This window comes from Streptomyces sp. NPDC051217 (genome assembly GCF_044455465.1).
In the GTDB taxonomy this organism is placed as follows: Bacteria; Actinomycetota; Actinomycetes; order Streptomycetales; family Streptomycetaceae; genus Streptomyces.
In genome coordinates, this window is the sequence record NZ_JBITEV010000002.1 from 285,520 (window position 1) to 309,062 (window position 23,543).

Sequence of the window (23,543 nt, forward strand, 5' to 3'; positions counted from 1 at the left end):
CTTCAGTGCCGCCCCGCCTCGCGCTGCTGCCGCAGGGCCGCCACCCGGCGGTAGAGTTCCACCGCCTCACCGCCCCTGCCCAGTTGTTCGAGGCAGTGCGCCTCGTCGTTGCGGCTGGCCAGGGTGTCCGGGTGGTCCGGGCCCAGGACGCGTTCGCGGGACTCCGCGACGCTGCGGTAGATCGCCAGCGCGTCGGACCAGCGGCCCAGCCAGCCCAGGCCGACGGCGACCTCGCGGCGGCTCACGAGGGTGTCCGGATGGTCGGGGCCCAGCACCCGTTCGCGGATCGCGCAGACGTCGCGGGACTCCGCGAGGGCTTCCTCCCAGCGGGCGAGCCGGCCGAGGTTCACCCCCAGGCCGTGGCGGGCGCGCAGCGTCTCGGGGTCGGTGGGACCGTGGACACGGGTGCGGTCGTCGACGAGGCCCCGGTAGAGATCCAGGGCCTCGGCGCTGCGGCCGAGGCGGCCGAGGCTGATGCCGACCTCGTAGCGCGCCGCGAGGCTGTCGGGGTGGTCGCCGCCGAGCGCGTGGGTGCGGCCGGCCGCGACGTCGCGGTACGTCTGGAGCGCTTCCGTCCAGCGGCCGAGCATGCCGAGCGCGTACGCGACCTCGTACCGCGTGACCAGCGTGTCGGGGTGGTTGGCGCCCAGCACCCTGCCGCGCGCCTCCGCCACCTCCAGCGCCATCCGGTACGAATCCTCGATCCGGCCGAGCCGGCTGAGGTTGAAGGCGAGGTTGTGGCGGCAGCGCAGGGTGTCGGGGTGGTCGGGCCCCATGGTGCGTTCGCGGGAGGCGAGCACCGCCGCGTACACCTCGTGCGCCTCGAAGTGCCGGCCGAGCTGGCCCAGGACGTACGCCGTCTCCTGGCGCGCGGCCAGGGTCTCCGGGTGGTCGGGGCCAAGGGCCCGTTCGCGGCCTTCCGTGACGCGGACGAACTCCCGCAGGGCGTCCGACGTACGTCCGGTCCTGCTGAGCGTGAAGCCGACCTCGTAACGGCTGCCGAGGGTGTCGGGATGGTCGGGGCCGAGCATGTGTTCCCGCTCGGCCGCGACCGAGCGGTGCACCTCGCCCGCCTCGTCCCAGCGCCCGAGCCTGCCCAGGCTGAGGCCCGCGCTGTGCCGGCTGTTGAGCACGGCGATCTGCTCGGGCGAGGGCGTGGGGCGCTCGGGGCGCGTGTACCCGCCCGCCGAGGTCCCCGCCGGTCCCGACGGCGTGGTCCATTCGCCGGTGAGTCCCGCCGTGTGGTCGGGCGGCGTGGTGCGCAGGGTGGAGGAGCCGGTCGCCTTGTGGCCGACGGTCATGCCGTACGTCCAGGAGGGCAGCCGGGAGGCCCGCGGGTCCTGACCTCCGGCGGCGTGCCCGTGGGAGGTGGAACCGGCGGCCGACGGCGGGTGCGCGAGCATGGGCGACAGAGCGGACGGACGGCCCTCCCGCCCGTAACGGCCGTAGCGTCCGGGCGGTTCGGGGTGCTCGGAGATGGACCGGGCCGCGATGATCCGGTGCCTCAGGGCGGTGGCGTCCGAGGGACGCTCGTCGGGCGTCTTGGCCAGCAGGTCGAGGACGATCCGGTCGAGGAACTCCGGCAGTTCGGACCGGTGGCTCCGCAACGGCTGGGGCGCGGTGTCCCGGTGACCGACCAGGACGGCCCACGCGTCGTCCAGGTCGAAGGGCGGGGCGCCGGTGGCGATCTCGTAGAGCACACAGCCGAGCGAGTACAGATCGCTGCGATGGTCTATGTGTCCGCCGCCGATCTGCTCGGGCGACATGTAGTGCGGTGTGCCCATCGCGATGCCGGTACCGGTGAGCTTGGACGTGAAGCCGATGTCATGGCCGAGCCTGGCGATGCCGAAGTCGCAGATCTTCACCGCGCCGTCGGTCAGCCGCACGATGTTGGCGGGCTTCAAGTCCCGGTGGACGATGCCCTGTTCGTGCGTGTACGCGAGCGCGTCCGCGACCTGCTCGGCGATGTCGACAATGTCCGGCACCTCCAGCGGACCCTGTCTGTTGTCCTCCAGGAGCTGGCTGAGGTTACGCCCTTCGAGCAGCTCCATCACGAGATACAGCACACCGTCGTGCTCGCCGAAGTCGTGGACGACGGTGACGCCCCGGTGCTGGAGGGCCGCCGCGACCCGCGCCTCGCGGCGGAACCGTTCGCGCAGCACCCGGGTGAACGACTGATCCTGCTGCGGACCGAGCGGCTTGAGGCATTTGACCGCGACGTGCCGGCCCAGCGACTCGTCCTGGGCCCGCCACACCTCGCCCATGCCACCGCGCCCGATCAGATCGAGCAGCCGGTACCGGCCCTGGATCAGACTGGTTTCCGCCATCGCCTGCTGTCGCCCCCGTCACCTCGCTGCGCCCTCCCCGGCCCGTCCAGTATGGCCGCCTGTCTGCGGAGTTTGGCAGCCTGTCGCCCGAGTTTGCGTGGGCCGGGCCGGGTCTCGCGCCCGAGCCTGGCCATCGCGCCTCTGATGTGGCCCGGTGGGATGCGCCGGCGCAGCCATCCCGGGACGGCCCGCAGGACCGCCCCGGTGACGAGGAGTCGGCGGGTCACGCGCCGTGGGCCGGGGGCCTCCCGGCCGTACAACTCGTGGGCGTAGCCCGGCAGTGAGTCGTACGCGAGGGCCGCCACGTGCCGCCACAGCACCGCGCGGGCGGGGACGAGCAGCGGGTGGACGGGGGGACGGCGCAGGAAGTCGTCCACCTCGCGCGCCTCCGGGCCGCCGGCCAGCTCCGGCCGTACCCGTTCGAAGTACGCGGCGAGTTCGGCCCTGTTGGCGGGCACGAGCGCCGGGTCGAGGCCCACGAGGCGGGCGCCTTCGCGGTGTTCGTCGATGTAGAGGTCCGCCTGGGCGTCGGTGATCGGGAGGCCGGAGCGGCGCAGGAGGTGCAGGTAGGAGTCGACCTCGGCGCAGTGCACCCAGAGCAGCAGATCGGGTTCGTCGACGCCGTAGCGCTCACCGGTCACGGGGTCGGTGACCTTGATGTGGGTGTGGATGCGGCGGACGCGGGCGCCGGCCTTCTCGGCGGCCTCGGTGGTGCCGTAGCTGATGGTGCCGACGAAGTTGGCCGTACGCCTCAGCCGCCCCCAGGCGTCCTTCCTGAAGTCGCTGTTCTGTATGACGCCGCGTACGGCGCGCGGGTGCAGGGCCTGGAGGTAGAGCGCGCGGACACCGGCGATCCACATCATCGGGTCACCGTGCAGCTGCCAGGTGACCGAGTCCGGGCCGAAGAGGCCGGGGTCGGCCTCGGGAAGGGCTCGCCGGCGGGCGTCGGCGTGGGGAAGAGGCTGCGTGTGGTGGGCGTCGGTGTCCCCGTGGCTCACGCTCACTCACCCCCTCCGCTGCTTCTCCGCCGGACCGCCCAGGTTAGCCCTCCCGCGCCCGCCGCCCGGCACGGGGCCGGGCGTGCTTCAGCGGGCTTCGGAGGAGCGCGCGGGCGCGAGGCGTTGCAGGATGGCCGCATGCTGCTGGCCACGCTCGCTCATGTCTCACGGGAGGTCGCCGCCACGTCGGCGCGGTCCCGGAAGATCGCCCTGCTGGCCGAACTCTTCCGCGCGGCCGGGCCCGCCGACGTGCCCGTCGTCATCCCGTGGCTGGCGGGCCGGCTACCGCAGGGGCGGATCGGGGTCGGGTGGCACGCGCTGAAGGACCCCGTACCGGCGGCGGACACGGCCACGCTGACCATCCACGAGGCGGACGAGGCGGTCACCGCTCTCGCCGCCGTAGCCGGTCCCGGCTCGCAGGCCGAGCGCAGACGGCTGGTCCAGGCCCTGCTGGGGGCGGCGACCGGGGAGGAACAGCGCTTCCTGATCGCGCTGCTCTCCGGTGAGGTGCGCCAGGGCGCGCTGGACGCCGTCGCCGGGGAGGCACTCGCGCGGGCGACGGAGGCACCGCCCGCCGCCGTCCGGCGGGCGGTGATGCTGGCCGGGTCGCTCCAGAGCGTCGCCGGGCGGCTGCTGGCGGACGGTCCCGGGGCGCTGGAGGAGTTCCGGCTGACCGTGGGCCGCCCGGTGCTGCCGATGCTCGCGCAGACGGCGGGGAGCGTGGCCGAGGCCGTGGAGCGGCTCGGGCCGTGCGCCGTGGAGGAGAAGCTGGACGGGATCCGCGTACAGGTCCACCGGGAGGGGGACGCGGTACGGGTCTACACCCGCACCCTCGACGACATCACCGGCCGGCTCCCGGAGGTGACGGCCGCCGCGCTGGCCCTGGACGGTGACCGCTTCATCCTGGACGGGGAGGTCGTCGCCCTGGACGCGGACGGCAGGCCCCGCCCGTTCCAGGAGGTCGCGGGTCGGGTCGGCTCGCGCACCGACGTAAGGGCGGCGGCCGTCGCGCTGCCGCTGTCGCCGGTCTTCTTCGACGTGCTCGCCGCCGGCGGTGAGGAACTGCTGGACCTGTCGTACGCCGAGCGCCGTACGACGCTGGACCGGCTGGTCCCGGCGCCGATGCGGGTCCGGCGGGTCGTGGTGCCGGGGCGGGACCAGAACGCGGCTGAGGATGCGGCGCCGGACACCGCCGAGGCGGTGGAGTTCCTGCGGGTCACCCTGGAACGGGGGCACGAGGGCGTCGTCGTCAAGGCGCTCGACACCCCGTACAGCGCGGGCCGGCGCGGGGCCGGATGGGTGAAGGTCAAACCGGTCCATACGCTGGATCTCGTGGTGCTGGCCGCCGAGTGGGGTCACGGCAGGCGCACCGGCCGCCTGTCGAATCTGCATCTGGGTGCCCGGCGGCCGGACGGCTCGTTCGTGATGCTGGGCAAGACGTTCAAGGGCCTGACGGACGCGATGCTGGAGTGGCAGACGGCGCGTCTGCGGGAGTTGGCCGTGGAGGACGACGGCTTCACCGTGCGGGTGCGTCCGGAGCTGGTGGTGGAGATCGCCTACGACGGGCTCCAGCGCTCGTCCCGCTATCCGGCCGGAGTGACGCTGCGGTTCGCGCGGGTGCTGCGCCACCGTGAGGACAAACCGGCGTCGGAGGCGGACACGCTGGAGACGGTGCTCGGGGCCCACGGCCCGCCGGACACGTGAGGGCCGTGAGGCGCGTGAGGGCCGTGAGGTCGCAGCGCCCGGCGGCACCGTCCGGCGCGTGAGGGGCACAGCAGTCGCTGCCTGTGCCGGGTCACGGCGCGAGGTCCCTCGCGACCATCGCGGCCTGTACGCGGTTCGAGACGCCCAACTCCGTGAGGATCCGGCTCACATGTGCCTTCACCGTCGACTCGCGCAGCTGGAGCAGATCACCGATGTCCGCGTTGGTCATGCCGTCGGCGAGCGCCGCGAGTACCTGACGCTCCCTTGGCGTGAGCCGTACCGCCGCCGCCCTCGCGGCCCGCGTGCGCGCCGCGTCGGGACGGTGGAAGCGGCTGATGACCGTACGGGTGACGGTCGGCGAGAGCATGGCGCCGCCCTCGGCCACGATCCGCACGGCGCGCAGGATCTCGTCCGGCGGGGTGTCCTTGAGCAGGAAGCCCGCGGCGCCCGCCTCCAGCGCGCCGTAGACGTACTCGTCCAGGTCGAAGGTGGTGAGCACGGCCACGGCCGGCGGGTGCGGGAGCGCGCGCAGCGCGCTCGTCGCGGCGATGCCGTCCATCACCGGCATGCGGATGTCGACCAGCGCGACATCCGTACGGAGGCGGGCCGCCATCTCCACGGCCGCACGTCCGTCGCCCGCCTCACCGACCAGTTCCAGGCCGTCGTCCGTGACGACCAGGTCGGCGAGGCCCGCTCTGACGAAGGGGTCGTCGTCGACGACGAGTACCTTGACCGGCCGCTGCCCGCGCTCGCCGCTCACGGCGCCGCCCCCGCGCCCTGTCGCGCCTCCCCCACCGGGTGCCGGGACAGACCCTCCGAAGAAGGATGCGGCGGGATCGGGAGGCGGGCCCGCAGGACGAAACGGCCGTCGTCGGTCCGGCCGCTGGTCAGTTCGCCGTGCAGCGCGGCCACCCGCTCGCCGACGCCCACCAGACCGTAACCGCGCGGCGCCCCTGGCGAAGTGACCTGCGGCGGACAGGCGTTGGCGGCCCGGATCTCCACGCGGGAGCGGGAACGCTCCACCGTCACCGCGAGATCCACCGGTTCGCCCGGGGCGTGCTTCCGGGCGTTGGTCAGCGCCTCCTGGACGATGCGGTGCACGGCCAGCCGTACGGCGGCGGGCAGCGCCGCCAGTTCACCGGCCCCCTCGCCCCCGCCGCGTACCCGGGTGCCCGCGGCCTCCGACTCGGCGATCAGCGAGGGCAGATCGTCCGCGGTCGGGCCGAGCGGCGCGGGGCCCTCGTGGTCGCGCAGCGCGCCGAGCAGGTCGCGCAGGTCGTCCAGGGCGTGGGCGCTGGTGTCCCGCAGCAGGCCGAGCCGTTCCCGTACCGCCTCGGGCGCCTCCGCGCCCCGCCGCTGGAGGACACCGGTGTGCAGCACGAGCAGGCTCAGCCGGTGGGCGAGCACGTCGTGCATCTCCCGGGCGATACGGGCCCGTTCGGCGAGCCGTACGCGCTCGTCACGCAGCCGGTTCGCGGTCCGAAGATGGTCGAGCTGGCGGGCCAGCGACCGGGCGAGCCGCCGATGGCTCCGCGCCGCGAGGCCGAAGGCCAGCGGGAGCGCCACCACCGCGCAGGGCAGAAAGCTGACCTGCGGCATGTTCACCAGTTCGCGGAACGGCGCGTGGGCGGCCGGCCCGAAGGCCAGGGCGGTGAGGCCGACCGCGACCAGCGCCGGACGGAGCAGCGTCACGCAGTACAGCGCGAACAGCAGGGGCCACAGCTGACTCTCCAACAGGAACCCGCCGAGCGCCAGAGCGGCGACAGCCACCGGCAGCCGCCCGCAGAGCAGCAGCGCCGCGCACAGTCCGGCGCCGGCCGCCGCGCTCGCCGCCGCGCCGTCGACCAGTCCGGCGCCCGCCGTCAGGCCGTCGTACACCGCTTTGTACGACACGAACGCGAACGCGGCACTCCGCAGCAGCCGGCACTCCAGCAGCGTCGTCACGCGATCGCGCGGGCGTGCGTCCGTTGTCGTCATGCGCCCATCGTAGGGATCCGGACCGGTTCGCACATTCGACGAAAGTCGGTGCCGCCGGGGCTCCTTACGGCGGATGTGAGGGCGGCCGGGATGCCGAAGAGTCGACGGCGGCAGGGGACGAGAACAAGGACACATACACAGACGAGGAGGACTGGCCGTGAAGGGCAGAACAGGATCCGGGCCCATGAGCCGGCGCACCGTGCTGGGTGGCGCCGCGGCCGCGACCGCGGCGGGACTGACGTTCGCGGGACCGGGGGCGGGTGCGGCGGGGGCGGCGACCGCGGGCCCGGGAAAGGGCGGGGGCGGCAGGTACGAGGGCAGGACCGTCCTGATCACCGGCGCGACATCGGGAATCGGCCGGGCCTCGGCCCTCGCCTTCGCCGCCGAGGGGGCCAAGGTCGGTTTCTGCGGCCGCCGGGAGCACCTCGGTAAGGAGGTCGAACGCAGGATCAGGTCGGCGGGCGGTGAGGCGACGTTCATCAGGGCCGATGTGCGTCGCCCCGGTGAGGTGAAGTCCTTCGTCGACCGGGTGGTGGAACGGTACGACGGTCTCGACATCTGCCTCAACAACGCGGGGATCCAGAAGCCGTTCACCGACCTGCACGAGGTGACGGTCGAGGACTTCGACGACGTCATCCTCACCAACACCCGCGGCGTGTTCCTGGCGTTGAAGTACCAGATCCCTCATATGCGGGCGCGGGGCGGCGGGGTCGTCATCGTGACCGGTTCGTCGAACCAGTTCATGACCCGTACGGGGCTGGGCAGTTACACGTCCAGCAAGGGCGGCGTGACCGGTCTCGTCCAGGCGTCGGCCATCGAGAACGGCACGCACGGGATACGCGTCGTGGCGCTGGCTCCGGGGATGACCGACACCCCGATGCTCGACGTGCACCGTCCCGACGGGCTGACGGACGGGGAATGGGCCGCGGCGAAGGCCGAGTTCGGCAGACAGGGGGTCGACGCGCTGAAGCGCATGGCGACGCCGGAGGAGATGGCGAGCGCCGCACTGGGGCTGGCCTCCCCTGATTTCGCCTTCCAGACGGGCTCGGTGGTCCTGGTCGACGGGGGTCAGCTCGCGGGGATCTGACCGGGCGGGCGCGCCGGGGCGCACGGCCGGGGGCCGGGCGACCCGCACGCGCCGTGCGACCGGGGCGGCGGTTACTCTCCCGCGCCGCGCTCCACGACCGTGGCGAGGACGGAGGGCAGCGGGTACCAGTCCGCGGAGGCGATGCTCGCGTGCTCGCGCGCCAGAAGCGCGACGCGGTCCCGCGCCTGCCCCTCGGTCGGGTTCGTGCCGTCGATGGCGGGCGCCACCGCGTGGGCGTCCGTCATGACGACAAGGTAGTGCCGCTGGTCGTACCAGTCGGTGTCGAAGCCCTCGGCGGCGTAGATGGACGCGGAACCGTCGAAGACGACGAACCACGGCCGGAGCGAGGCGTCCGTGTACCGGGTACGGGGGTCGCCGGCGGCGGCGCCGAGGACGGCGGGGAAGGCCGCAGCGTCGCCGAGCCGGCCGGCGGCGGCGAGGTTTCGCAGGTGGGTCGCGTACTCGCGGTCGGTCCACAGGGTGTCGAGGGGGTTCTGCTGCTCGACGGTGCCGGGGATCAGCTCGAATATGAACTTGCCCGCGAGCGCGGAGCGCGCCGGCCAGCCGCGCTCCTGGACGGCGGTGTCGAGGTTCGCGCTGCCGCCCACGAGGTCGGCGGGGCGGAACAGGGCGTCGCCGAGGGTGGAGCCGAGGAGCGCGTCGAGCGCGGCGGGGCCGCGTCCGGCGTTGCCCTGGAAGCCGTCCTTCAGCTCGACCTTGACAAGGATGGGCCGGTGGCCGGGATTTGCGTCGTGCCAGGCTTTCATGTCCTTGAGGCAGCCGGGCAGGCCCTGGTCGCGTGCCTTGGTGCGCAGTTCACCGGCGTTGGCGGCGTTCACGCAATTGCTGTTGCTGCCGAGCGGGTTGCTGTGCGAGACGCGCCAGGAGGCGCCGAACACATTGGTCCACACGTCGAGTTCGAGCATCCCGGCACCGGAGTCCAGCGCGTCGGCGAAGTACGGGAAGGTCGTCTTCTCGTACGCGTTGTGGACCCCGACCCCGGTGGAAGAGGAGTACGGCAGCTGGTCGTCGGCGGCGGCGGTGCCCGCCTGGCTCAGGGCGCCCACCAGGGCCAGTGCCCCGGCCGCGCTCGCCGCAACTGTCGTACGCATGAGTCTTCCCATGTTCCCGGCCTTCCCGTCATACGAGTGAAGTGACGGGAACAGTAGGGCAGTCGCGTGACGTACGGGGGGACGGGGGCTTACGTGAACCGGCACTGTTCGCGGTACGGCGGGAACAGACGCGTCCGTGGCCGATATCCGCGCCGCGGCTCCAGGTCTGAGGGGTGTCTCCCTGATCCGGCCCGATCGACGAGACACGCCCTAAGGGCTGTCCCGTAATCCCCGGTGGATCAGCGCGCGGCGTCAGATGCGGTACATCGCAAGGCGGAGGGTCGTCCTCATACCGGGCGTATTCGGGCGATCCGACAACACGGCGAGGTGCCGTAGCTGTCGTCGTGCGCCCGCCGGGGATTACGGGACAGCCCTTAGGGAACGGAGGGCCGGGGCGGCGCCGACTGACGGCCCATCAGTTCGGCCAGACCCCGCCGGGTGGCGGCCAGCACGACACGGTCCTGCGCGCGCAGCACGTATCCCGGGTGCAGGTCCCAGACCAGGCCGGTGGTGCGGTCCTCGTCGTGGTCGCGCCGGGTGTCGGCGAGATCGGGCAGCCGGTCCCCCGGCGCCGCCGTGTCCAGCGCGATGATCCGCCAGGCGCCCGGCCTGAACACCTCGGCGACGGTGCGCCCTTCGAGTCTCGGGTGTCCGGCCACGTCGATGGCCGCGACCAGCAGCACCTTGCGCTCCACCGGGATGGCGCCGAGAATCTGACGACCCATCATGGCGATGGCGAAGGCCGGTGCCGCGAGTGTCGAGACGCTGCGGCTGCGGGTGAGGGCCCGGGGGTGGGCCGCGCGCAGCGTCCGGTAGACGGCGGTGGCGAACTCGTCGTCGTACAGCCGCAGGGCGACCCGCAGGTCCGGCTTGACGGACCGCGCGTACAGGGCCGCTTCGAGGTTGGTGACATCGACGCTGGTGAGCGCGAGAAGGGCGTGCGCCCGGTGCACCTTGGCCGCCTCCAGGACACCTTCCTGGGTCACGTCGCCGACCACCGTCGGCACCCGCAGGCTCCGTGCGAGGGCGATGCCCCGGGCCTCGGGGTCCTCCTCCACACACACCACGGGTATGTCGAGTTCACGCAGCCGTACCAGCACCCTGCTGCCGATCTTCCCGAGGCCGAGCAGCACGATGTGGCCGGAGATTCCGCGGGGCGGCCTGCGCAGGGCCGACGCGCTGCGGAACGTACCGAGCGCTTCGAGTACGGCGGCCAGCAGGACCGGAAGCAGCAGCAACCCGGCCACCCCGGAGAGGAGTTGGACCAGCTGACGGTCCAGATCCTCGCCGGTGGCGGGGTCCCCGATGCCGAACAGGTCGAGCAGGACGATGTACGTCGCGTGCAGCGGATGGTCGTCGGTGGTGATCCAGGAGGCGACGGCCAGGGCCAGTACGGCGGCGGCGATGCCCGCGAACGACCACCGCAGCCGGGGGGAGAGGAGCGAGCCCAGGGGGGCGCCGCGCCCCGTGGTCCGCCGCCGTGACAGCGGCTCGCCCTCGGGGGAGACGGCCTCCAGGACCACGGTCCCCCGGCCGGTCGCCGCCGCGGTGCTGGCGTCGTCGGGCAGCAGCCGGGGCCCGTCGTGGCCGCTGCTGTCCGAACCCTCCGCGCCCGCCGGGTCGTTGGTCGTGGACGACAGCAGGGCGAGGGTGCACAGACCGGGGTCGGCGACCTCGCCGGGGCCTGGCGGATTGCGCTCCACGGCCCGAAGCATCAGCCCGTCGGCACGGACGATCTTACTGGTGCCGGCGACGGCGGTGGCCGCCAGCGCGGGGGCTGCGGTGTCGGCGTCCGAGAGCACGGTGGTGGACGCGTCGAGCGCGGCGATGTCCAGGCCGGGGACGGCGACGGCCGCCGCCTGGTCGAGCAGCTGTTCGAGATGCTGGCCGAGCTTGCGGTTGTAGAGCCGGATGACCAGGCGCAGTTGGGGGTTGAGACGCCGTGCGGCGAGGGCGGTCCTGATGTTGACCTCGTCGTCGTCGTGGACGAGCGCGAGCGCCGCCGCCTCGATGACTCCCGCCTCGACGAGTACGTCGGTGTCGAGTTCCGCGGCCTCGATGAGTCGCGGCAGCGCGGCGTCGCCCGTCCGGCCGTCGGGAGCGCCGGTCGCGGGGCCGTACGTGCGGGCCATGACCGCCGACATCCGGCCGATGAGGGCGGACGCCCTGCCCCGGCCGGTGAGCGGCGCGGGGTCCCGGCGTTCCGCGCGTACCGGCGGGACGACGAGGGTCACCTGTTCTCCGTAGACCTCACGCAGTTCACCGGCCAGCCGGTGGCTGAGCGCGTCGTCGCCACACACGATCATATGGCCGGGCTGCGAGCCGTGTTGGACCTGGGGCGGGAGTTGCGGCAGTGACGTCACAGGCACAGTGTGCCCAACGGGACGTCCGGGAAGGCAAGTTACGGCCGGTCAGCGCCTCGGGACCGGAGTCCGCGACCCTCGGCGTTCAGCGCCGGACGGCCCGCAGGACCACGAACTTCGGATCGCTCGCCATCACGTCGCAGTTCCCGAACAGCCGCCGCAGCTTGGTGTGGTAGCCGAGATGCCGGTTGCCGACGACCCACAGCTCGCCGCCGGAGCGCAGCGCCTCGCGCGACCCGGTGAACATCCGCCAGGCGGTCGCGTCGGTGGTCGCCTGATGGGTATGGAAGGGCGGATTGCTGAGTACGAGATCGGCCGACCCGGGGGCCACCGTGGCCAGGGCGTCACCGACGACGAACTCCACCGGATTGCCGGTGTCGACGTTCTTGCGGAAGGTCGCCTCGGCGGACGCCACGGCCGAGAAGGACTCGTCGGTGAACGTCAGCCGGGCCTCCGGATTGGCCACGGCGACGGCCGTGCCGACGACGCCGTTCCCGCAGCCGAGGTCGACGACATGCTCCCGGCCGCGCCGCTCGGGCAGATTGCGCAGGAAGAACCTCGTACCGATGTCGAGGCGTTCGGCGCAGAAGATGCCGGCGTGGTTGGTGACGGTCAGCCCGGAGGCGGCGCCGACGCCCTCGGGCACGGTGTACGAGATCGGCCAGGGGCTCGCCGCCGCGCTGTCGGCGGACCGGCCGCCGTCACCGGACCGGTCCCGGGCGCGGTCGGCGGCCGGGGCGCAGAAGATCAGACGCGCCTTCTTCACGGCGAGCGAGGTCCGGGTGGGGCCGAGGATCTGCTCGAAGAGCCGCAGGGTGGAGGTGTGGATCTCGGTGACCTTGCCGGTGCCGACGACAACGGTCCGCGGACCCAGGGCGGGCGCCAGCCGGTGCAGCTGGTCCTCCAGAAGAGAGAGGCTCTTGGGCACCCGGATCAGCAGGACGTCGATCCGCTCGGGCGGTGTGTCCCGTGCCGAGAGGAACCGCACGGCGTCGGTGTCGATGCCGTTGCGCAGCAGGTTGGCGCGGGTCGCCCGCTGGGTGAGGTACGAGTCGGTGATCTGTACGGGGTGGTGCGGTGCGAGCGCCGTGGCGAGCGCGCCCCAGCGGTCGCCGACGACGACCACGGCGCCGGACAGATCGACGCCGCCACCGGCGGCGGCCTCCTCGGCTTCCGCCTCGGCCTCGGCCTCGGCGAGATGCCGCAGCAGATACTCGTCGGCCGCGTCCCAGGCCCGGAGCGTGTCACGGGGCTGCTCGGGAAAGCGGGCAAGGTCGAGATCGCCCCAGGGCGTCGTCAAACGGTTCATCGTCCGCTCAGGCTAACCGAGCGCTCGGGCGGCTCCCGCGTCGGCGTAACCCGCTGAACTGCCGTTCAGCCGTTCCCGTCCGTACGTTCCCGGTCCTGCGCCGCCTGTTCCCTGGCCATCTCACGGGCCCGCTGGAGCGCCACCCTGGCCTGCCGCACGGTGAGTACGGCCGCGAACTCGGACCGCGCGATGTCCAGGACGACGTCCGCGTCGGCGGGCGGTTGCGGATGGTTGCGCAGCGCGATGTCGGCGGCGGCCAGCGCGAGGATGTCGTCGTCCGGCGACGCGTCCGGCCGGGACATGCTCCGCATGACCTGGTGCCAGAGCCCGCTCATGACCTCACACTCCCTCGTCCGCCCGTACGGGGCCGTCTCCCGGCCCGGTGGGATGACCGATCGTGGCGAGCACGTGGCGGATCATCTCGTCCGCCACGACCTCACGCGGCACCGTTCCGCCGCTGCGGGCCCAGTGCGCCATCAGTTCGTTGATGGCGCCGATCAGGGCGACCATCGCCAGGGTGTAGTCACGCGGCACAGCCTCGCCGCGCCGGACGGCGCGGTCCGCCTCGCCGGTCAGGAAGTCCGTCCACAGACTGCGCCAGACCACCCGGTGGTCCTCCACGGCGCGGTTCACACCGATCACCTCGACGAAGGCGACCTTCGCGGACGCCAGATCGGCGGTCACCGCGCCGACGTACGCGCGGACCAGCGCGGTCACCCTCGTCCGGGTGTCGGCCGTGTCCATACCGGGATCGCCGAGGGCGGCGAGGGTCGCCTCCATGCCGGCCCGCGCGACCTCGTTGTGCAGCGCGACCAACAGCGCCTCGCGGCCTTCGAACTCCTGGTAGAACGCGCGGATCGACACATGCGCGGTGGCACAGATCCGTTCGATCGACGTGCCCACATAGCCCCGGGTCGTGAAGAGGTCGGTCGCCGTCGTCAGCAGCCGCTCACGGCGCTGCGCCTTGCGCGCGTGTCCGCCTGTCTCCGCCCCGCGGGATCCGTCCGTGCCGCGCACGGGGTCATCAGTCGATTCCATCCGCTCTCCCCGAATCACGCCATGCGCGAATCACGCCATGGCCCCATGGCGGAGTCGCCGGTAAGAGTGCTTACCGAGCATGGCACGCACCGCCCGCCCGCCGGTCGGATTCCGCGAAATCCCGGAGCCGTACGTCACGGAAATCGCGTCCCGCGCCCCCGACAGCTCATACGTTCGAACCTGCGGCGGTTCACTCCCGCACGTTTCGCAACAATCGCCACAGCTGTCACAGCCGCCTCACCGGCACAGATGCCTCGCCGACACAGCCGTCCCACCGCCGGCGCCATAACCCGAGTGCGCGCCCGACAACCCGACTGGCGGGCACCAGCGGGTCCCCGGAGTGCGCTGACAATTCATCACTTCTAGCGTCGGGATCGCTGTGTGGCGCGTTCGGAATTTCCCGCCGTGGCGCGCCTCCGACGTCCCGGGACCCTCACGAGTGGAGATCCGATGCGCAAGAAAGGCCCTGGGGCGTGTCCGCAAAGTCCCGCCTGGCCCGCGACGCCTGGCACGGCACCTCGCCGCGTTTCCGGAGTCGGCCAAGTACCTCCGGTCCATCCACAGCGCCGATCCTCCGCCTCGCGACGCACCGCACCAGCCGCCGCGGGCCCCGCCCTGCCGGCGGACGGCGCTACTTCGTGGACACGCCCCAGGGTCTCGGCCGCGGTCGCGGGCGCCGCTGCCCTCATTCTCGGGACGGGGTCGGCCGCGTTCGCCGGCGACGAGGCCGAGTTCGACTACAGCGTCTCCCCCGAGGCTGTCGCACCCGGCGGTGAGGTGACGATCCGGAGCAGCGGATGTCAGGCGCCCACGGTGACCGTGTCGTCGGGAGTGTTCGAGACCGTCACCCTCACCGAGGGCGAGGAGAAGTCGGCCACGGTCTTCGACGACGTGAAGCCGGAGGCCGAGTACGAGATCACCTTCGACTGCGCCGGTGTGATCCGCTCGGTGCCGCTGACGATCGAGCCCGGCACGACCGCCTCGACCGGCACGACCAACAAGCCTGACAAACCGGACAAGCCGGGGAAGCCCGTCAAGCCGCCGCACTCGTCGGCGCCGCTCGATCCCCTGGAGCCGCTCCGGCCGGAACCCCTGGAGCCCCGGCCCCACAAGCCGCACAAGCCTCAGGCGGACGGCGCGCGCGACGGGGCGCACAAGGGCGTGAAGGCCGGCATCGGTGGCAGCACCGACGGCGGGCCGAACACGGCCGGGCTGGCGGTCGGAGCCGCGGTCATCGCGCTCGCGGTCGGCGGCGCCGTCCGTCTCGTCCGCAGCCGGCCCGCGAACGGCGCCCGATGACGGAAACGGAAAGGCTCAGGGCCTCCCGGTGGTCGACGGTCGTCCTGCTCCTGCTCGTCGGCATCTTCGTGGTGCGGCTCAGCAGCGAGGGACGGCTCGTACTCCCGCCGGGGCCCGCCGGCGCGGGACCGGCCGTATCCGACGCCGACCGGGACGCAAGCGCGGGCGCGGACGCGGACGCCGTCCCGATGCCGCGCCCGGCCGGCACGGCCGCCAGAGCCGCGCCTCCCCTGCCGGGCTCCACCGCGACCCGGATCCGTATCCCCTCGGTGCGCGTCGACGCGCCCATGACGCGTGTGTCGCTGGACGCGGAGGGCTGGATCGACGCGCCGCCGCCCACCAGACCCGATCTGGCGGGCCACTTCCGGGGGTCGGTGACACCCGGCGAGCAGGGCACCTCGGTGATCGTGGGACATGTCGACACCGGTGAAGGTCCCGCCGTCTTCTACGACTTGGGCCGGCTCGCCAAGAACAGCCGCGTCGAGGTGGCGCGCGCCGACGGCACCACGGCCGTGTTCACCGTCTACGGCGTCAAGGGCTTCACCAAGCGGAACTTCCCGGCCAGGAGCGTCTACCGCCCGACCGGAGCGCCGGAGCTGCGCCTGATCACCTGCGGCGGCGCCTTCACCGAGAAGACCGGGTATCAGGGCAACGTCGTCGCCTTCGCCCGTCTCACCGAGACCCGCAAGGCGGCCTGACCGGCCGCGACGCGGCAAACCCGGTTGCGGCGCCGGCGGCGCTCCGCTGAGGTGGGCGGATGGACACCGAAGCCGTACGCGCGCTGTTCGACCGCCAGATGCGCAGGGAGGCCCCCGCCGACGGCCCCGGGGCCGTGATCGAACGGGTCGGCGCCGTGGTCCGCCAGACGGCGGCCATGGTCGGCGGACCCGGCGGACCAGGCGGACCAGGACCGGCCGGGGAAGAAATGGACGGCGGCTGGAACGGGGTCCTGTGGTCGGATCTGGACGAACACTCGGCGGATGCCGTGATCGCCGAGCAGATACGTCATTTCACCTCCCTCGGCCTGGAGTTCGAGTGGAAGCTCTACTCCCATGACGCGCCCCACGACCTCGCCCGCCGGCTGACCGCCGCCGGGTTCACGCCCGAGCCGCCGGAGACGCTGATGATCGCCGAGGCCGCCGGGCTGCCGGCCGATGTCGCGGTGCCCGACGGGGTACGGCTGGTCGCGGTGACCGACGCGGCGGGCGTGGAGCTGATGGCCGAGGTCCACGAGCGGGCGTTCGGTACGGACCGTTCGCACACCCGCGAGCGGCTGCTGGCCCAGCTCGCCGCCGCACCGGGGAGCGTCGCGGCGGCCGTCGCCATGGCCGGTGACGTGCCGGTGAGCGCCGCGCGGATGGAGCTGCCGACCGGCACGCAGTTCGCGGGCCTCTGGGGCGGTGGCACCGTCCCCGGCTGGCGGGGCCGGGGTCTCTACCGCGCCCTGGTCGCCTTCCGTACCCGCCTGGCCGCCGAGCGCGGCTACCGCTACCTCCAGGTCGACGCGTCGAGCCAGAGCCGCCCCATCCTGCGGCGGCTCGGTTTCGAGGAGCTGAGCACGACCACGCCGTACGTCCACACGCCCTGACCCGCCGCGCCGGGACATCATCAGACGTCGCGGCGCCGCAGCGCCCCGGCGGCCACCAGGAGCAGCGCCGCCGTACAGCCGGCCACCAGCCACAGCGACGGCCAGGGTCCCAGACTGCCGACCGTTTCGGCCGTCGCGTCCGAGGTCTGCGTCAGCTTCTCCAGGGCGGCGGTCGGCGACAGGCCGGCGATCCACCGCCGCGCGTCCCCGAACAGCGGGCCGAAGAGGGACGGCAGCAGCAGGAGGCCGATGACGGTGGTGACGGCGCCCGCCGAGTGCCGTACGAGCGTCCCGACGGCCAGGCCCAGCAGACCGGCCACGGCGAAGGAGCCCGCGATGCCGAGGAGGGCCGGCAGCGGCTCCCCGGTCGGGTACCGGGCGGGCAGGAGCGCGTCACCGGCCAGGACGGCGAGCGAGCAGGAGACCAGGGCGATCACATACATGAGGCCGGCGACGAGTGTCGCCTTGGCGGCGACGACCGTGCCCCGGCTCGGGTTGGCGGCGAGGGTCGTCCGGATGGTGCCGCTGCCGTACTCGCCGGTGATGGTCATCGCGCCGACGACGGCGGCGAGCATCTGCGCGACGACGGCCAGGGTGAGGCTGCCGCCGATGACCGTGTCGTCGTCCTGGAGGCTCCCGGTCGCGGCGACGAACACCGCTCCGGCGATCGGGACCACGGCGGTGGCGGCCGTCGTCCACACCGTGGAGCGCACGCTGCGGAATTTGATCCACTCGGCGGCGAGGGCCTGCCGGAATCCGGCCCGCGCGCCAAAGATGTCGTTCGTCATCGGACTGCCTCCGCCCCGGTCGTGGCCTCGCCGGCGCGGTATTCGGCCGAGTCGCCCGCCAGCGCCGTGTAGACCTCCTCCAACGTGGAGTGGGCCGGGGTGAGTTCATGGACCGCGAGACCGTGGTCGCGCGCCAGGTCGCCGATGGCCGTGGCGTCGGTCCCGTCGACCCGCCAGCCGCCGCCGGGGTCCAGCCGTACACCCCATCCCCTCGCCTCCAGCAGCGCCCGCAGCTTCTCGGGCTCCGGGGAGCGGACGAGCGTGTGGGAGCGGGAGTTGGCGCGGATGAAGTCGCGCATCGTGGTGTCGGCGATGAGCCTGCCGCGGCCGATCACGATGAGATGGTCCGCGGTCAGTTCCATCTCGCTCATCAGATGGCTGGAGAGGAAGACGGTACGGCCCTGCGCGGCGAGGGACTTCATCAGTCCGCGGATCCAGCGGATGCCTTCGGTGTCGAGTCCGTTGACCGGTTCGTCCAGGATGAGCACCTCGGGGTCACCGATCAGCGCGGCGGCGATCCCGAGCCGCTGGCCCATTCCGAGCGAGAAGCCGTTGGTCCGGGTGCGGGCCGTGTCGGCGGGCAGGCCGACGAGGTCGAGGACATCGTCGACGCGGCGTCCCGGGATGCCGTTGCTCGCCGCGAGGGCGGCGAGATGCTGGTGTGCGGAGCGGCCGCCGTGGACGCCTTTGGCGTCCAGGAGCGAGCCGACGGTACGCAGGGGCGCGACGAGGTCCGCGTAGCGCCTGCCCCCGACGGTGACGCGGCCGGCCGTCGGGGTGTCGAGCCCGAGGATCAGCCGCATGGTGGTCGACTTGCCCGCCCCGTTCGGGCCGAGAAAGCCGGTGACCCTGCCGGGCCGTACGGTGAACGAGAGCCTGTCGACGGCGTTCCTGCCGCCGTATCGCTTGGTGAGTTCCGTTGCTTCGATCATGTTCTCGACGCTACGGAGAGGCCCGCCGGCCGACATCCGTCACCCGGAGTCGGTGACTACTCCGGCGGGAGTAGCCGGGAGCGGCGAGAACGCCTCGTGACACGCGAGCGGGCGTCAGCGCTCCCCCGCCCGCACCAGGCCCGTCTCGTACGCGAGGACCACGAGCTGCGCCCTGTCCCGTACCCCGAGTTTGGTCATGGCCCGGCTGACATGTGTCTTGGCCGTCAGCGGGCTCATGATCAGCGCCGCGCCGATCTCGGTGTTGGAGAGGCCCGCCGCGACCAGCGCCACCACCTCGCGCTCCCGGTCGGTGAGCGGGGCCAGTCGCTCCGCGCCGAGCGCCTCGGGCGCCTTGAGTCTGGCGAACTCCTCGACGACGGAGCGGGTGACCGCCGCCGCCAGCAGGCTCTGTCCGGCGGCGACGGTGCGGATCGCCGCCCGCAGTTCGTCGGGCTCGATGTCCTTGAGCAGAAAGCCGGCCGCGCCGTGCCGCAGCGCCTCGAAGACATAGGAGTCGACCTGGTACGTGGTGAGCATGACGACCCGGATCGCGTCGAGGGCGCGGTCCGCGGCGATACGGCGGGTGGCCTCGATCCCGTCGATGCCGGGCATCCGGATGTCCATGAGCACGACGTCCGGCCGGGTGGTCCGTACCGCCTCCACCGCCCTGATGCCGTCGGCGGCCTCGGCGACCACCACGAGGTCGTCGGTCAGATCGAGCAGCGCGCGGAACCCCGCGCGCACGACGGTCTGGTCGTCGGCCAGCACCACCCGCACGGTCATGACGGCGTCTCCGACCGCTCGTGGCGCTGTCCGGCGGGCAGCCAGGCGCGTACGAGGAATCCGCCGCCCGGCACCGGCCCGTACTCGACGCCGCCCCCCGCCGCGACCGCGCGCTCCCGCATCCCGATCAGCCCGAACCCGTCACGCCCCTCCGGCCGTTCGCCCGCTCCCGCTCCCCCGGCCGCTCCGTCGTCCGCGATCTCCACGATCAGCCGGTCGTCGTGGCGGACGACGGAGACCGCGGCGCGGCGGGCGCCCGAGTGTCTGACGACGTTGGTCAGGGCCTCCTGCACGATGCGGTGGACCGCGAGTCCGGCCATCGGCGACAGCCCGCCGAGCTCCCCCTCCTGCCGCATCACCAGCTCGACCTCACCGCCCTCGAACCGCTCGACCAGCTCTCGGAGTCTGTCGATCCCGGGCACCGGGGCCGTCGGCTCGTCGTCCCGCTCGCGCAGCACCGTGACCGTCGCGCGCAGTTCGCGGACGGCTTCCTTGCCCGAGTCACGCACCTGGCGCATCGCCTTCCTGGAGATCTCCGGCCGCGCGTCGAGCGCGTCGAGGGCCACGCCCGCCTGCACGGTCATCGCCGTCACCGTGTGGGCGACGATGTCGTGCAGTTCGCGGGCGATCCGTACCCGCTCCTCGTGGACCCGACGCGCCGCCTCCCGCTCCCGGTCCTGCTCCGCGCGGGCCGCCCTGGCCTCGTACTCGTGCAGCAACTCCCGCCGCGTACGAACCGCTTCGCCGAGCAGCAGGGGTACGAGCGGCCAGACCAGCTCCAGTACCGGCAGCCCCTGCGGATTGGCCACGTCGTGCCCCACCCGCAGCGCCACGGCGCCCGAGACGACGGCGGCCACGGCCCCGGTCCACACCGTGCGCCGCCGGTCGCCCATGACGGCCACCGTGTAGAGCGCCACTATCACCGGCAGGTTCAGCAGCTCCCCGATGTGCCCGTACAGCGCCCAGCCGGCGCAGGCGGCCCCCGTGACCGTGACGACCAGCATGGGTCCCCGGCGCCTGGCGATCAGGGCGAGGACCGAGACGGCGACAAGCAGCCAGGTGAACCAGTCGGCCTGCCGGTACTCGGGATCGTTCACGGCGGCGTCGGACGCGGTGAACAGGCCCACGCCCGCCGCCACCAGCAGATCGGCGCCGAGCGGCGGCACCGCCCTGACACGGAGAAGCACGCGTTCGAAGGTCATCTCCCGGTTCACGCCGTTCACGCTAGGCGGCGCCGCGGTGCCCCGCATACGCCGCCGGGAGTAGCCGCGGGGTGAAGAACCGGAAAATATTCCCCGATCGTGGTTCCGGGAAAATTCTCCGGCGCCCCGTGCGATTTTCCGGTACGCGGCCCGGGATCGACAAGACGTCCCGTACTCGTCCGCATGCACCGTGCTACTGTAGTCATCAGTTGCAGTTGTGGTTCCCGAAGACTTCAAGTGCTCTCGCCGACTTTATGTGTCGGTGGGCGCGCTTTTGTATTTCCGGTTATTTTCCGGACGGGGCAATCATCTCAAGCGACGCGGGGTTCGCACAGTGCGAGCCCCCGGGCAGCATTGCCCTGAAGGAGATCAAAATGGCTAGTGGCACCGTCAAGTGGTTCAACGCGGAAAAGGGTTTCGGCTTCATCGAGCAGGACGGCGGCGGCGCTGACGTCTTCGCCCACTACTCGAACATCGCCGCCCAGGGCTTCCGTGAGCTGCAGGAGGGCCAGAAGGTGAACTTCGACGTCACGCAGGGCCAGAAGGGCCCGCAGGCGGAGAACATCGTTCCCGCCTGACGTTGAGGCGTTAGACGTAGCTGGGGCCCGCACCTTGCGATGCGGGCCCTGGCTACGTTGCTTTTTCTCCGGGGCCCGCCCGGTGCGCGTGACACATTGGAGTGTGGCGCGGGACCAGGTTTCTCCTCGCTGTCCTGACGGCCGGCCGACAAATCTCCACCGATGTCGGCCCCGCACCGGACTGCCGGGCCCCCACACGTGAGCGACCTGTTGCTCACAGGCTCACGCTCGGTCCGCTCCGAGCAATTCTCAGGTGCCGATTCACGGCGTTTCACGTCCCGGCACTGTTCTGTTTTTGTTTTCCCCCGGCTCGTTCTTGCGATTCTTTGCGCGGTCATTCTGCCCAAGAGTTCCTCGATACGTGCCGCATCGAGAGAGGTTCAGGATGAACCGCACGCCTCGCACGAATGACCGTTACTCACGTACCCGCTCCGGCGGCTCCGGCGGTGGCGGCAGCCGCTTCCGCCCCGGATCGTCGGGGTCCGGCGGTCGGTCCGGTTCTTCCGGCCGGTCGGGCGGCGGCTACGGCCGTCGTCCCGCCGCCGTACAGGGCGAATTCGCCCTGCCGGTCACCGTCACCCCCGCCCTGCCCGCGGTGTCGACCTTCGCCGAGCTGGACATGCCGTCGCCGGTGATGACGACGCTCACCGGCCTCGGTGTGAGTGAGCCGTTCCCGATCCAGGCGGCGACGCTGCCCAACTCGCTCGCCGGGCGCGACGTGCTCGGGCGCGGTCGCACCGGCTCCGGCAAGACCCTCGCCTTCGGCCTGGCGCTTCTCGTCCGCACCGCCGGACAGCGTGCCCAGCCGAGGCAGCCGCTGGCGCTCGTTCTCGTACCGACCCGGGAGCTGGCCCAGCAGGTCACCGACGCACTCACGCCGTACGCGCGTTCGCTGAAGCTGCGGCTCGCCACCGTCGTCGGCGGGATGTCGATCGGTCGCCAGGCCGGGGCGCTGCGTGTCGGCGCCGAGGTTGTCGTCGCGACGCCGGGGCGGCTCAAGGACCTCATCGAGCGCGGTGACTGCCGGCTGGACCGGGTCGCCATCACCGTCCTCGACGAGGCGGACCAGATGGCGGACATGGGCTTCATGCCGCAGGTGACCGAACTCCTCGACCAGGTGCGGCCCGAGGGCCAGCGGATGCTGTTCTCGGCGACGCTGGACCGCAATGTCGACCTGCTGGTCCGCCGCTATCTGAACGACCCGGTGGTGCACTCCGTCGACGCCGCCGTCGGCACGGTCACCACCATGGAGCACCACGTCCTGCATGTGCAGAACGCGGACAAGTACGCGACCACGACGGAGATCGCGGCGCGCGACGGCCGGGTGCTGATGTTCCTGGACACCAAGCACGCCGTCGACCGGCTGACCGAGCACCTGCTGAGCAGTGGCGTACGCGCCGCCGCGCTGCACGGCGGCAAGTCGCAGCCCCAGCGCACCCGGACGCTCGCCCGGTTCAAGACGGGTCATGTCACGGTGCTCGTGGCGACGAACGTCGCGGCGCGCGGCATTCACATCGACAATCTCGACCTCGTCGTGAACGTCGACCCGCCGAGCGACCACAAGGACTATCTGCACCGGGGCGGGCGTACCGCGCGCGCCGGGGAGTCCGGCAGCGTCGTCACGCTCGTCCTGCCCAACCAGCGTCGCGAGATGACCCGTCTGATGGCCGACGCGGGCATCGTCCCGCAGGTCGCGCAGGTGCACTCCGGCGAGGCCGAGCTGACCCGGATCACCGGGGCGCAGGCGCCCTCGGGTGTTCCCGTGGTCATCTCCGCGCCCGTGTCTGAGCGCGCCAAGAGCGGTTCGGGCAGCCGTGGCCGCAGCCGTCCGGCCCAGGGCCGCAGGTCGTCGGGGGCCGGCGGCTCGGGGGGCCGGTCGGGCGGCGGGCGCCAGTCGTCGTCGCGCAGCTGGTCCGCGTAAGTTCACCCGGGCCAGGGCCCGGACAGGGAGAGGGCCCCGTCACCGGTCGGTGACGGGGCCCTCTCCGTATGTCGTGCGCGCGGTCCGCTCAGTTCTGCGCGGGGCTGCCGAGCATCGCCGACGCCGTCTCCAGCGGGCTGGGCTCCTCCACCGGGGCGGGGACGGGGGCGCCGCTGCGGCAGGTGAAGCCGAGACGGGTGAGCGCGCGGGTCACCTCGGAGGAGGAGAAGTCACGCCGGTCCTGGCGGGTGATCACCTCGCCCACCTGCTTCACCGGGTACGTACGGCGGCCGATGACAACGGACTCGCCCGTGATCGGCTCGGGCTTGATGCCCTTCATCGCCAGCTGCACCTCGCTCTTGACCAGATCGAAGGGAAAGCGGGCGATGACGCAGCGCATAGTGCCTCGGCAGGGAGAAGGGGGGATACGGAGTCTTCAGCATCCCACACCGAACGCCCGCCCGGAAGCGAAACCTCCCCCGCCCGCCTGGGCAAATGTTCGGAGCATAAGTGCGCGCCGGAATCCGATTCCCGGAA

21 protein-coding genes are annotated in these 23,543 nt (G+C 72.4%); 7 read left to right on the forward strand and 14 right to left on the reverse strand.

Translation table 11 applies throughout. The annotated features are described in order from the left end of the window. Positions 1-2: 2 nt before the first annotated feature. Positions 3-2,327, reverse strand: a complete 2,325-nt coding sequence (locus ACIBBB_RS06370; RefSeq protein ID WP_398979317.1) for a tetratricopeptide repeat protein — start codon at positions 2,325-2,327, stop codon at positions 3-5. Then, entirely contained in the window at positions 2,309-3,205 is an 897-nt protein-coding gene (locus tag ACIBBB_RS06375; RefSeq protein WP_398980047.1) for an oxygenase MpaB family protein, read from the reverse strand. Before ACIBBB_RS06375 ends, ACIBBB_RS06370 begins: the two co-directional genes overlap by 19 nt. 258 nt (positions 3,206-3,463) lie before the next feature. Between ACIBBB_RS06375 and ACIBBB_RS06380 the strand changes: the two genes are divergently transcribed. After that, positions 3,464-5,029, forward strand: a complete 1,566-nt coding sequence (locus tag ACIBBB_RS06380) for an ATP-dependent DNA ligase (RefSeq protein ID WP_398979319.1) — start codon at positions 3,464-3,466, stop codon at positions 5,027-5,029. Between the two features lie 91 nt (positions 5,030-5,120). Here ACIBBB_RS06380 and ACIBBB_RS06385 read toward each other — a convergent pair whose 3' ends face one another. After that, entirely contained in the window at positions 5,121-5,789 is a 669-nt protein-coding gene (locus tag ACIBBB_RS06385) for a response regulator (protein WP_398979321.1), read from the reverse strand. Then, entirely contained in the window at positions 5,786-7,006 is a 1,221-nt protein-coding gene (locus tag ACIBBB_RS06390; protein WP_398979323.1) for a sensor histidine kinase, read from the reverse strand. Before ACIBBB_RS06390 ends, ACIBBB_RS06385 begins: the two co-directional genes overlap by 4 nt. Positions 7,007-7,190: 184 nt before the next feature. Here ACIBBB_RS06390 and ACIBBB_RS06395 point away from each other — a divergent pair, with 184 nt between their 5' ends. Further along, positions 7,191-8,093 (forward strand): SDR family NAD(P)-dependent oxidoreductase, encoded by a 903-nt coding sequence (locus ACIBBB_RS06395; protein WP_398979325.1) that lies wholly within the window; start codon positions 7,191-7,193, stop codon positions 8,091-8,093. 71 nt (positions 8,094-8,164) lie between these two features. Here ACIBBB_RS06395 and ACIBBB_RS06400 read toward each other — a convergent pair whose 3' ends face one another. From ACIBBB_RS06400 to ACIBBB_RS06420, 5 genes are all read right to left on the reverse strand, one after another. Then, complete coding sequence (locus tag ACIBBB_RS06400) at positions 8,165-9,217, reverse strand: phosphatidylinositol-specific phospholipase C domain-containing protein (RefSeq protein ID WP_398979327.1); 1,053 nt, start codon at positions 9,215-9,217, stop codon at positions 8,165-8,167. A gap of 362 nt (positions 9,218-9,579) precedes the next feature. Next, positions 9,580-11,511 carry an NAD-binding protein gene (locus tag ACIBBB_RS06405; RefSeq protein WP_398980049.1) on the reverse strand — a complete coding sequence of 644 codons (1,932 nt, stop codon included), beginning with the start codon at positions 11,509-11,511 and terminating at the stop codon, positions 9,580-9,582. A gap of 142 nt (positions 11,512-11,653) precedes the next feature. Next, positions 11,654-12,877, reverse strand: a complete 1,224-nt coding sequence (locus ACIBBB_RS06410; RefSeq protein WP_398979329.1) for a methyltransferase — start codon at positions 12,875-12,877, stop codon at positions 11,654-11,656. A 65-nt stretch (positions 12,878-12,942) separates the two neighbouring features. Continuing rightward, a complete protein-coding gene (locus ACIBBB_RS06415) occupies positions 12,943-13,212 on the reverse strand; it encodes a hypothetical protein (RefSeq protein WP_398979331.1) in 270 nt (89 codons plus the stop codon). A gap of 4 nt (positions 13,213-13,216) precedes the next feature. Continuing rightward, positions 13,217-13,915, reverse strand: a complete 699-nt coding sequence (locus tag ACIBBB_RS06420; RefSeq protein ID WP_398979333.1) for a TetR/AcrR family transcriptional regulator — start codon at positions 13,913-13,915, stop codon at positions 13,217-13,219. An 813-nt stretch (positions 13,916-14,728) separates the two neighbouring features. Between ACIBBB_RS06420 and ACIBBB_RS06425 the strand changes: the two genes are divergently transcribed. Genes ACIBBB_RS06425 through ACIBBB_RS06435 form a run of 3 tightly spaced genes read left to right on the forward strand, consistent with a single transcriptional unit; the run spans position 14,729 to position 16,802 of the window. Beyond that, positions 14,729-15,214: a hypothetical protein gene (locus ACIBBB_RS06425; RefSeq protein ID WP_398979335.1), complete on the forward strand. Its 486-nt coding sequence runs from the start codon at positions 14,729-14,731 to the stop codon at positions 15,212-15,214. Beyond that, the gene (locus ACIBBB_RS06430) at positions 15,211-15,912 is read left to right on the forward strand and encodes a class F sortase (protein ID WP_398979337.1); all 702 of its coding nucleotides are present in this window, start codon (positions 15,211-15,213) and stop codon (positions 15,910-15,912) included. The genes ACIBBB_RS06425 and ACIBBB_RS06430 overlap by 4 nt, the downstream gene beginning before the upstream one ends. A 59-nt stretch (positions 15,913-15,971) precedes the next feature. Beyond that, entirely contained in the window at positions 15,972-16,802 is an 831-nt protein-coding gene (locus tag ACIBBB_RS06435) for a GNAT family N-acetyltransferase (RefSeq protein WP_398979339.1), read from the forward strand. Between the two features lie 20 nt (positions 16,803-16,822). On the opposite strand, the gene ACIBBB_RS06440 is transcribed toward ACIBBB_RS06435, so the two are convergent. The 4 genes from ACIBBB_RS06440 to ACIBBB_RS06455 all read right to left on the reverse strand — a co-directional run bounded on the left by ACIBBB_RS06440 (position 16,823) and on the right by ACIBBB_RS06455 (position 20,507). Further along, a complete protein-coding gene (locus ACIBBB_RS06440; RefSeq protein ID WP_398979342.1) occupies positions 16,823-17,590 on the reverse strand; it encodes an ABC transporter permease in 768 nt (255 codons plus the stop codon). Continuing rightward, positions 17,587-18,522: an ATP-binding cassette domain-containing protein gene (locus tag ACIBBB_RS06445; RefSeq protein ID WP_398979344.1), complete on the reverse strand. Its 936-nt coding sequence runs from the start codon at positions 18,520-18,522 to the stop codon at positions 17,587-17,589. Before ACIBBB_RS06445 ends, ACIBBB_RS06440 begins: the two co-directional genes overlap by 4 nt. Before the next feature lie 114 nt (positions 18,523-18,636). Continuing rightward, positions 18,637-19,305: a response regulator gene (locus ACIBBB_RS06450; RefSeq protein ID WP_398979346.1), complete on the reverse strand. Its 669-nt coding sequence runs from the start codon at positions 19,303-19,305 to the stop codon at positions 18,637-18,639. Next, the gene (locus tag ACIBBB_RS06455; protein ID WP_398980051.1) at positions 19,302-20,507 is read right to left on the reverse strand and encodes a sensor histidine kinase; all 1,206 of its coding nucleotides are present in this window, start codon (positions 20,505-20,507) and stop codon (positions 19,302-19,304) included. The genes ACIBBB_RS06450 and ACIBBB_RS06455 overlap by 4 nt, the downstream gene beginning before the upstream one ends. A 374-nt stretch (positions 20,508-20,881) precedes the next feature. Here ACIBBB_RS06455 and ACIBBB_RS06460 point away from each other — a divergent pair, with 374 nt between their 5' ends. Next, complete coding sequence (locus tag ACIBBB_RS06460; protein WP_014061102.1) at positions 20,882-21,085, forward strand: cold-shock protein; 204 nt, start codon at positions 20,882-20,884, stop codon at positions 21,083-21,085. A gap of 385 nt (positions 21,086-21,470) precedes the next feature. Then, a complete protein-coding gene (locus ACIBBB_RS06465; RefSeq protein ID WP_398979349.1) occupies positions 21,471-23,006 on the forward strand; it encodes a DEAD/DEAH box helicase in 1,536 nt (511 codons plus the stop codon). An 88-nt stretch (positions 23,007-23,094) separates the two neighbouring features. Here ACIBBB_RS06465 and ACIBBB_RS06470 read toward each other — a convergent pair whose 3' ends face one another. Then, positions 23,095-23,406, reverse strand: a complete 312-nt coding sequence (locus ACIBBB_RS06470) for an SCO5918 family protein (protein WP_398979350.1) — start codon at positions 23,404-23,406, stop codon at positions 23,095-23,097. Positions 23,407-23,543: the final 137 nt, after the last annotated feature.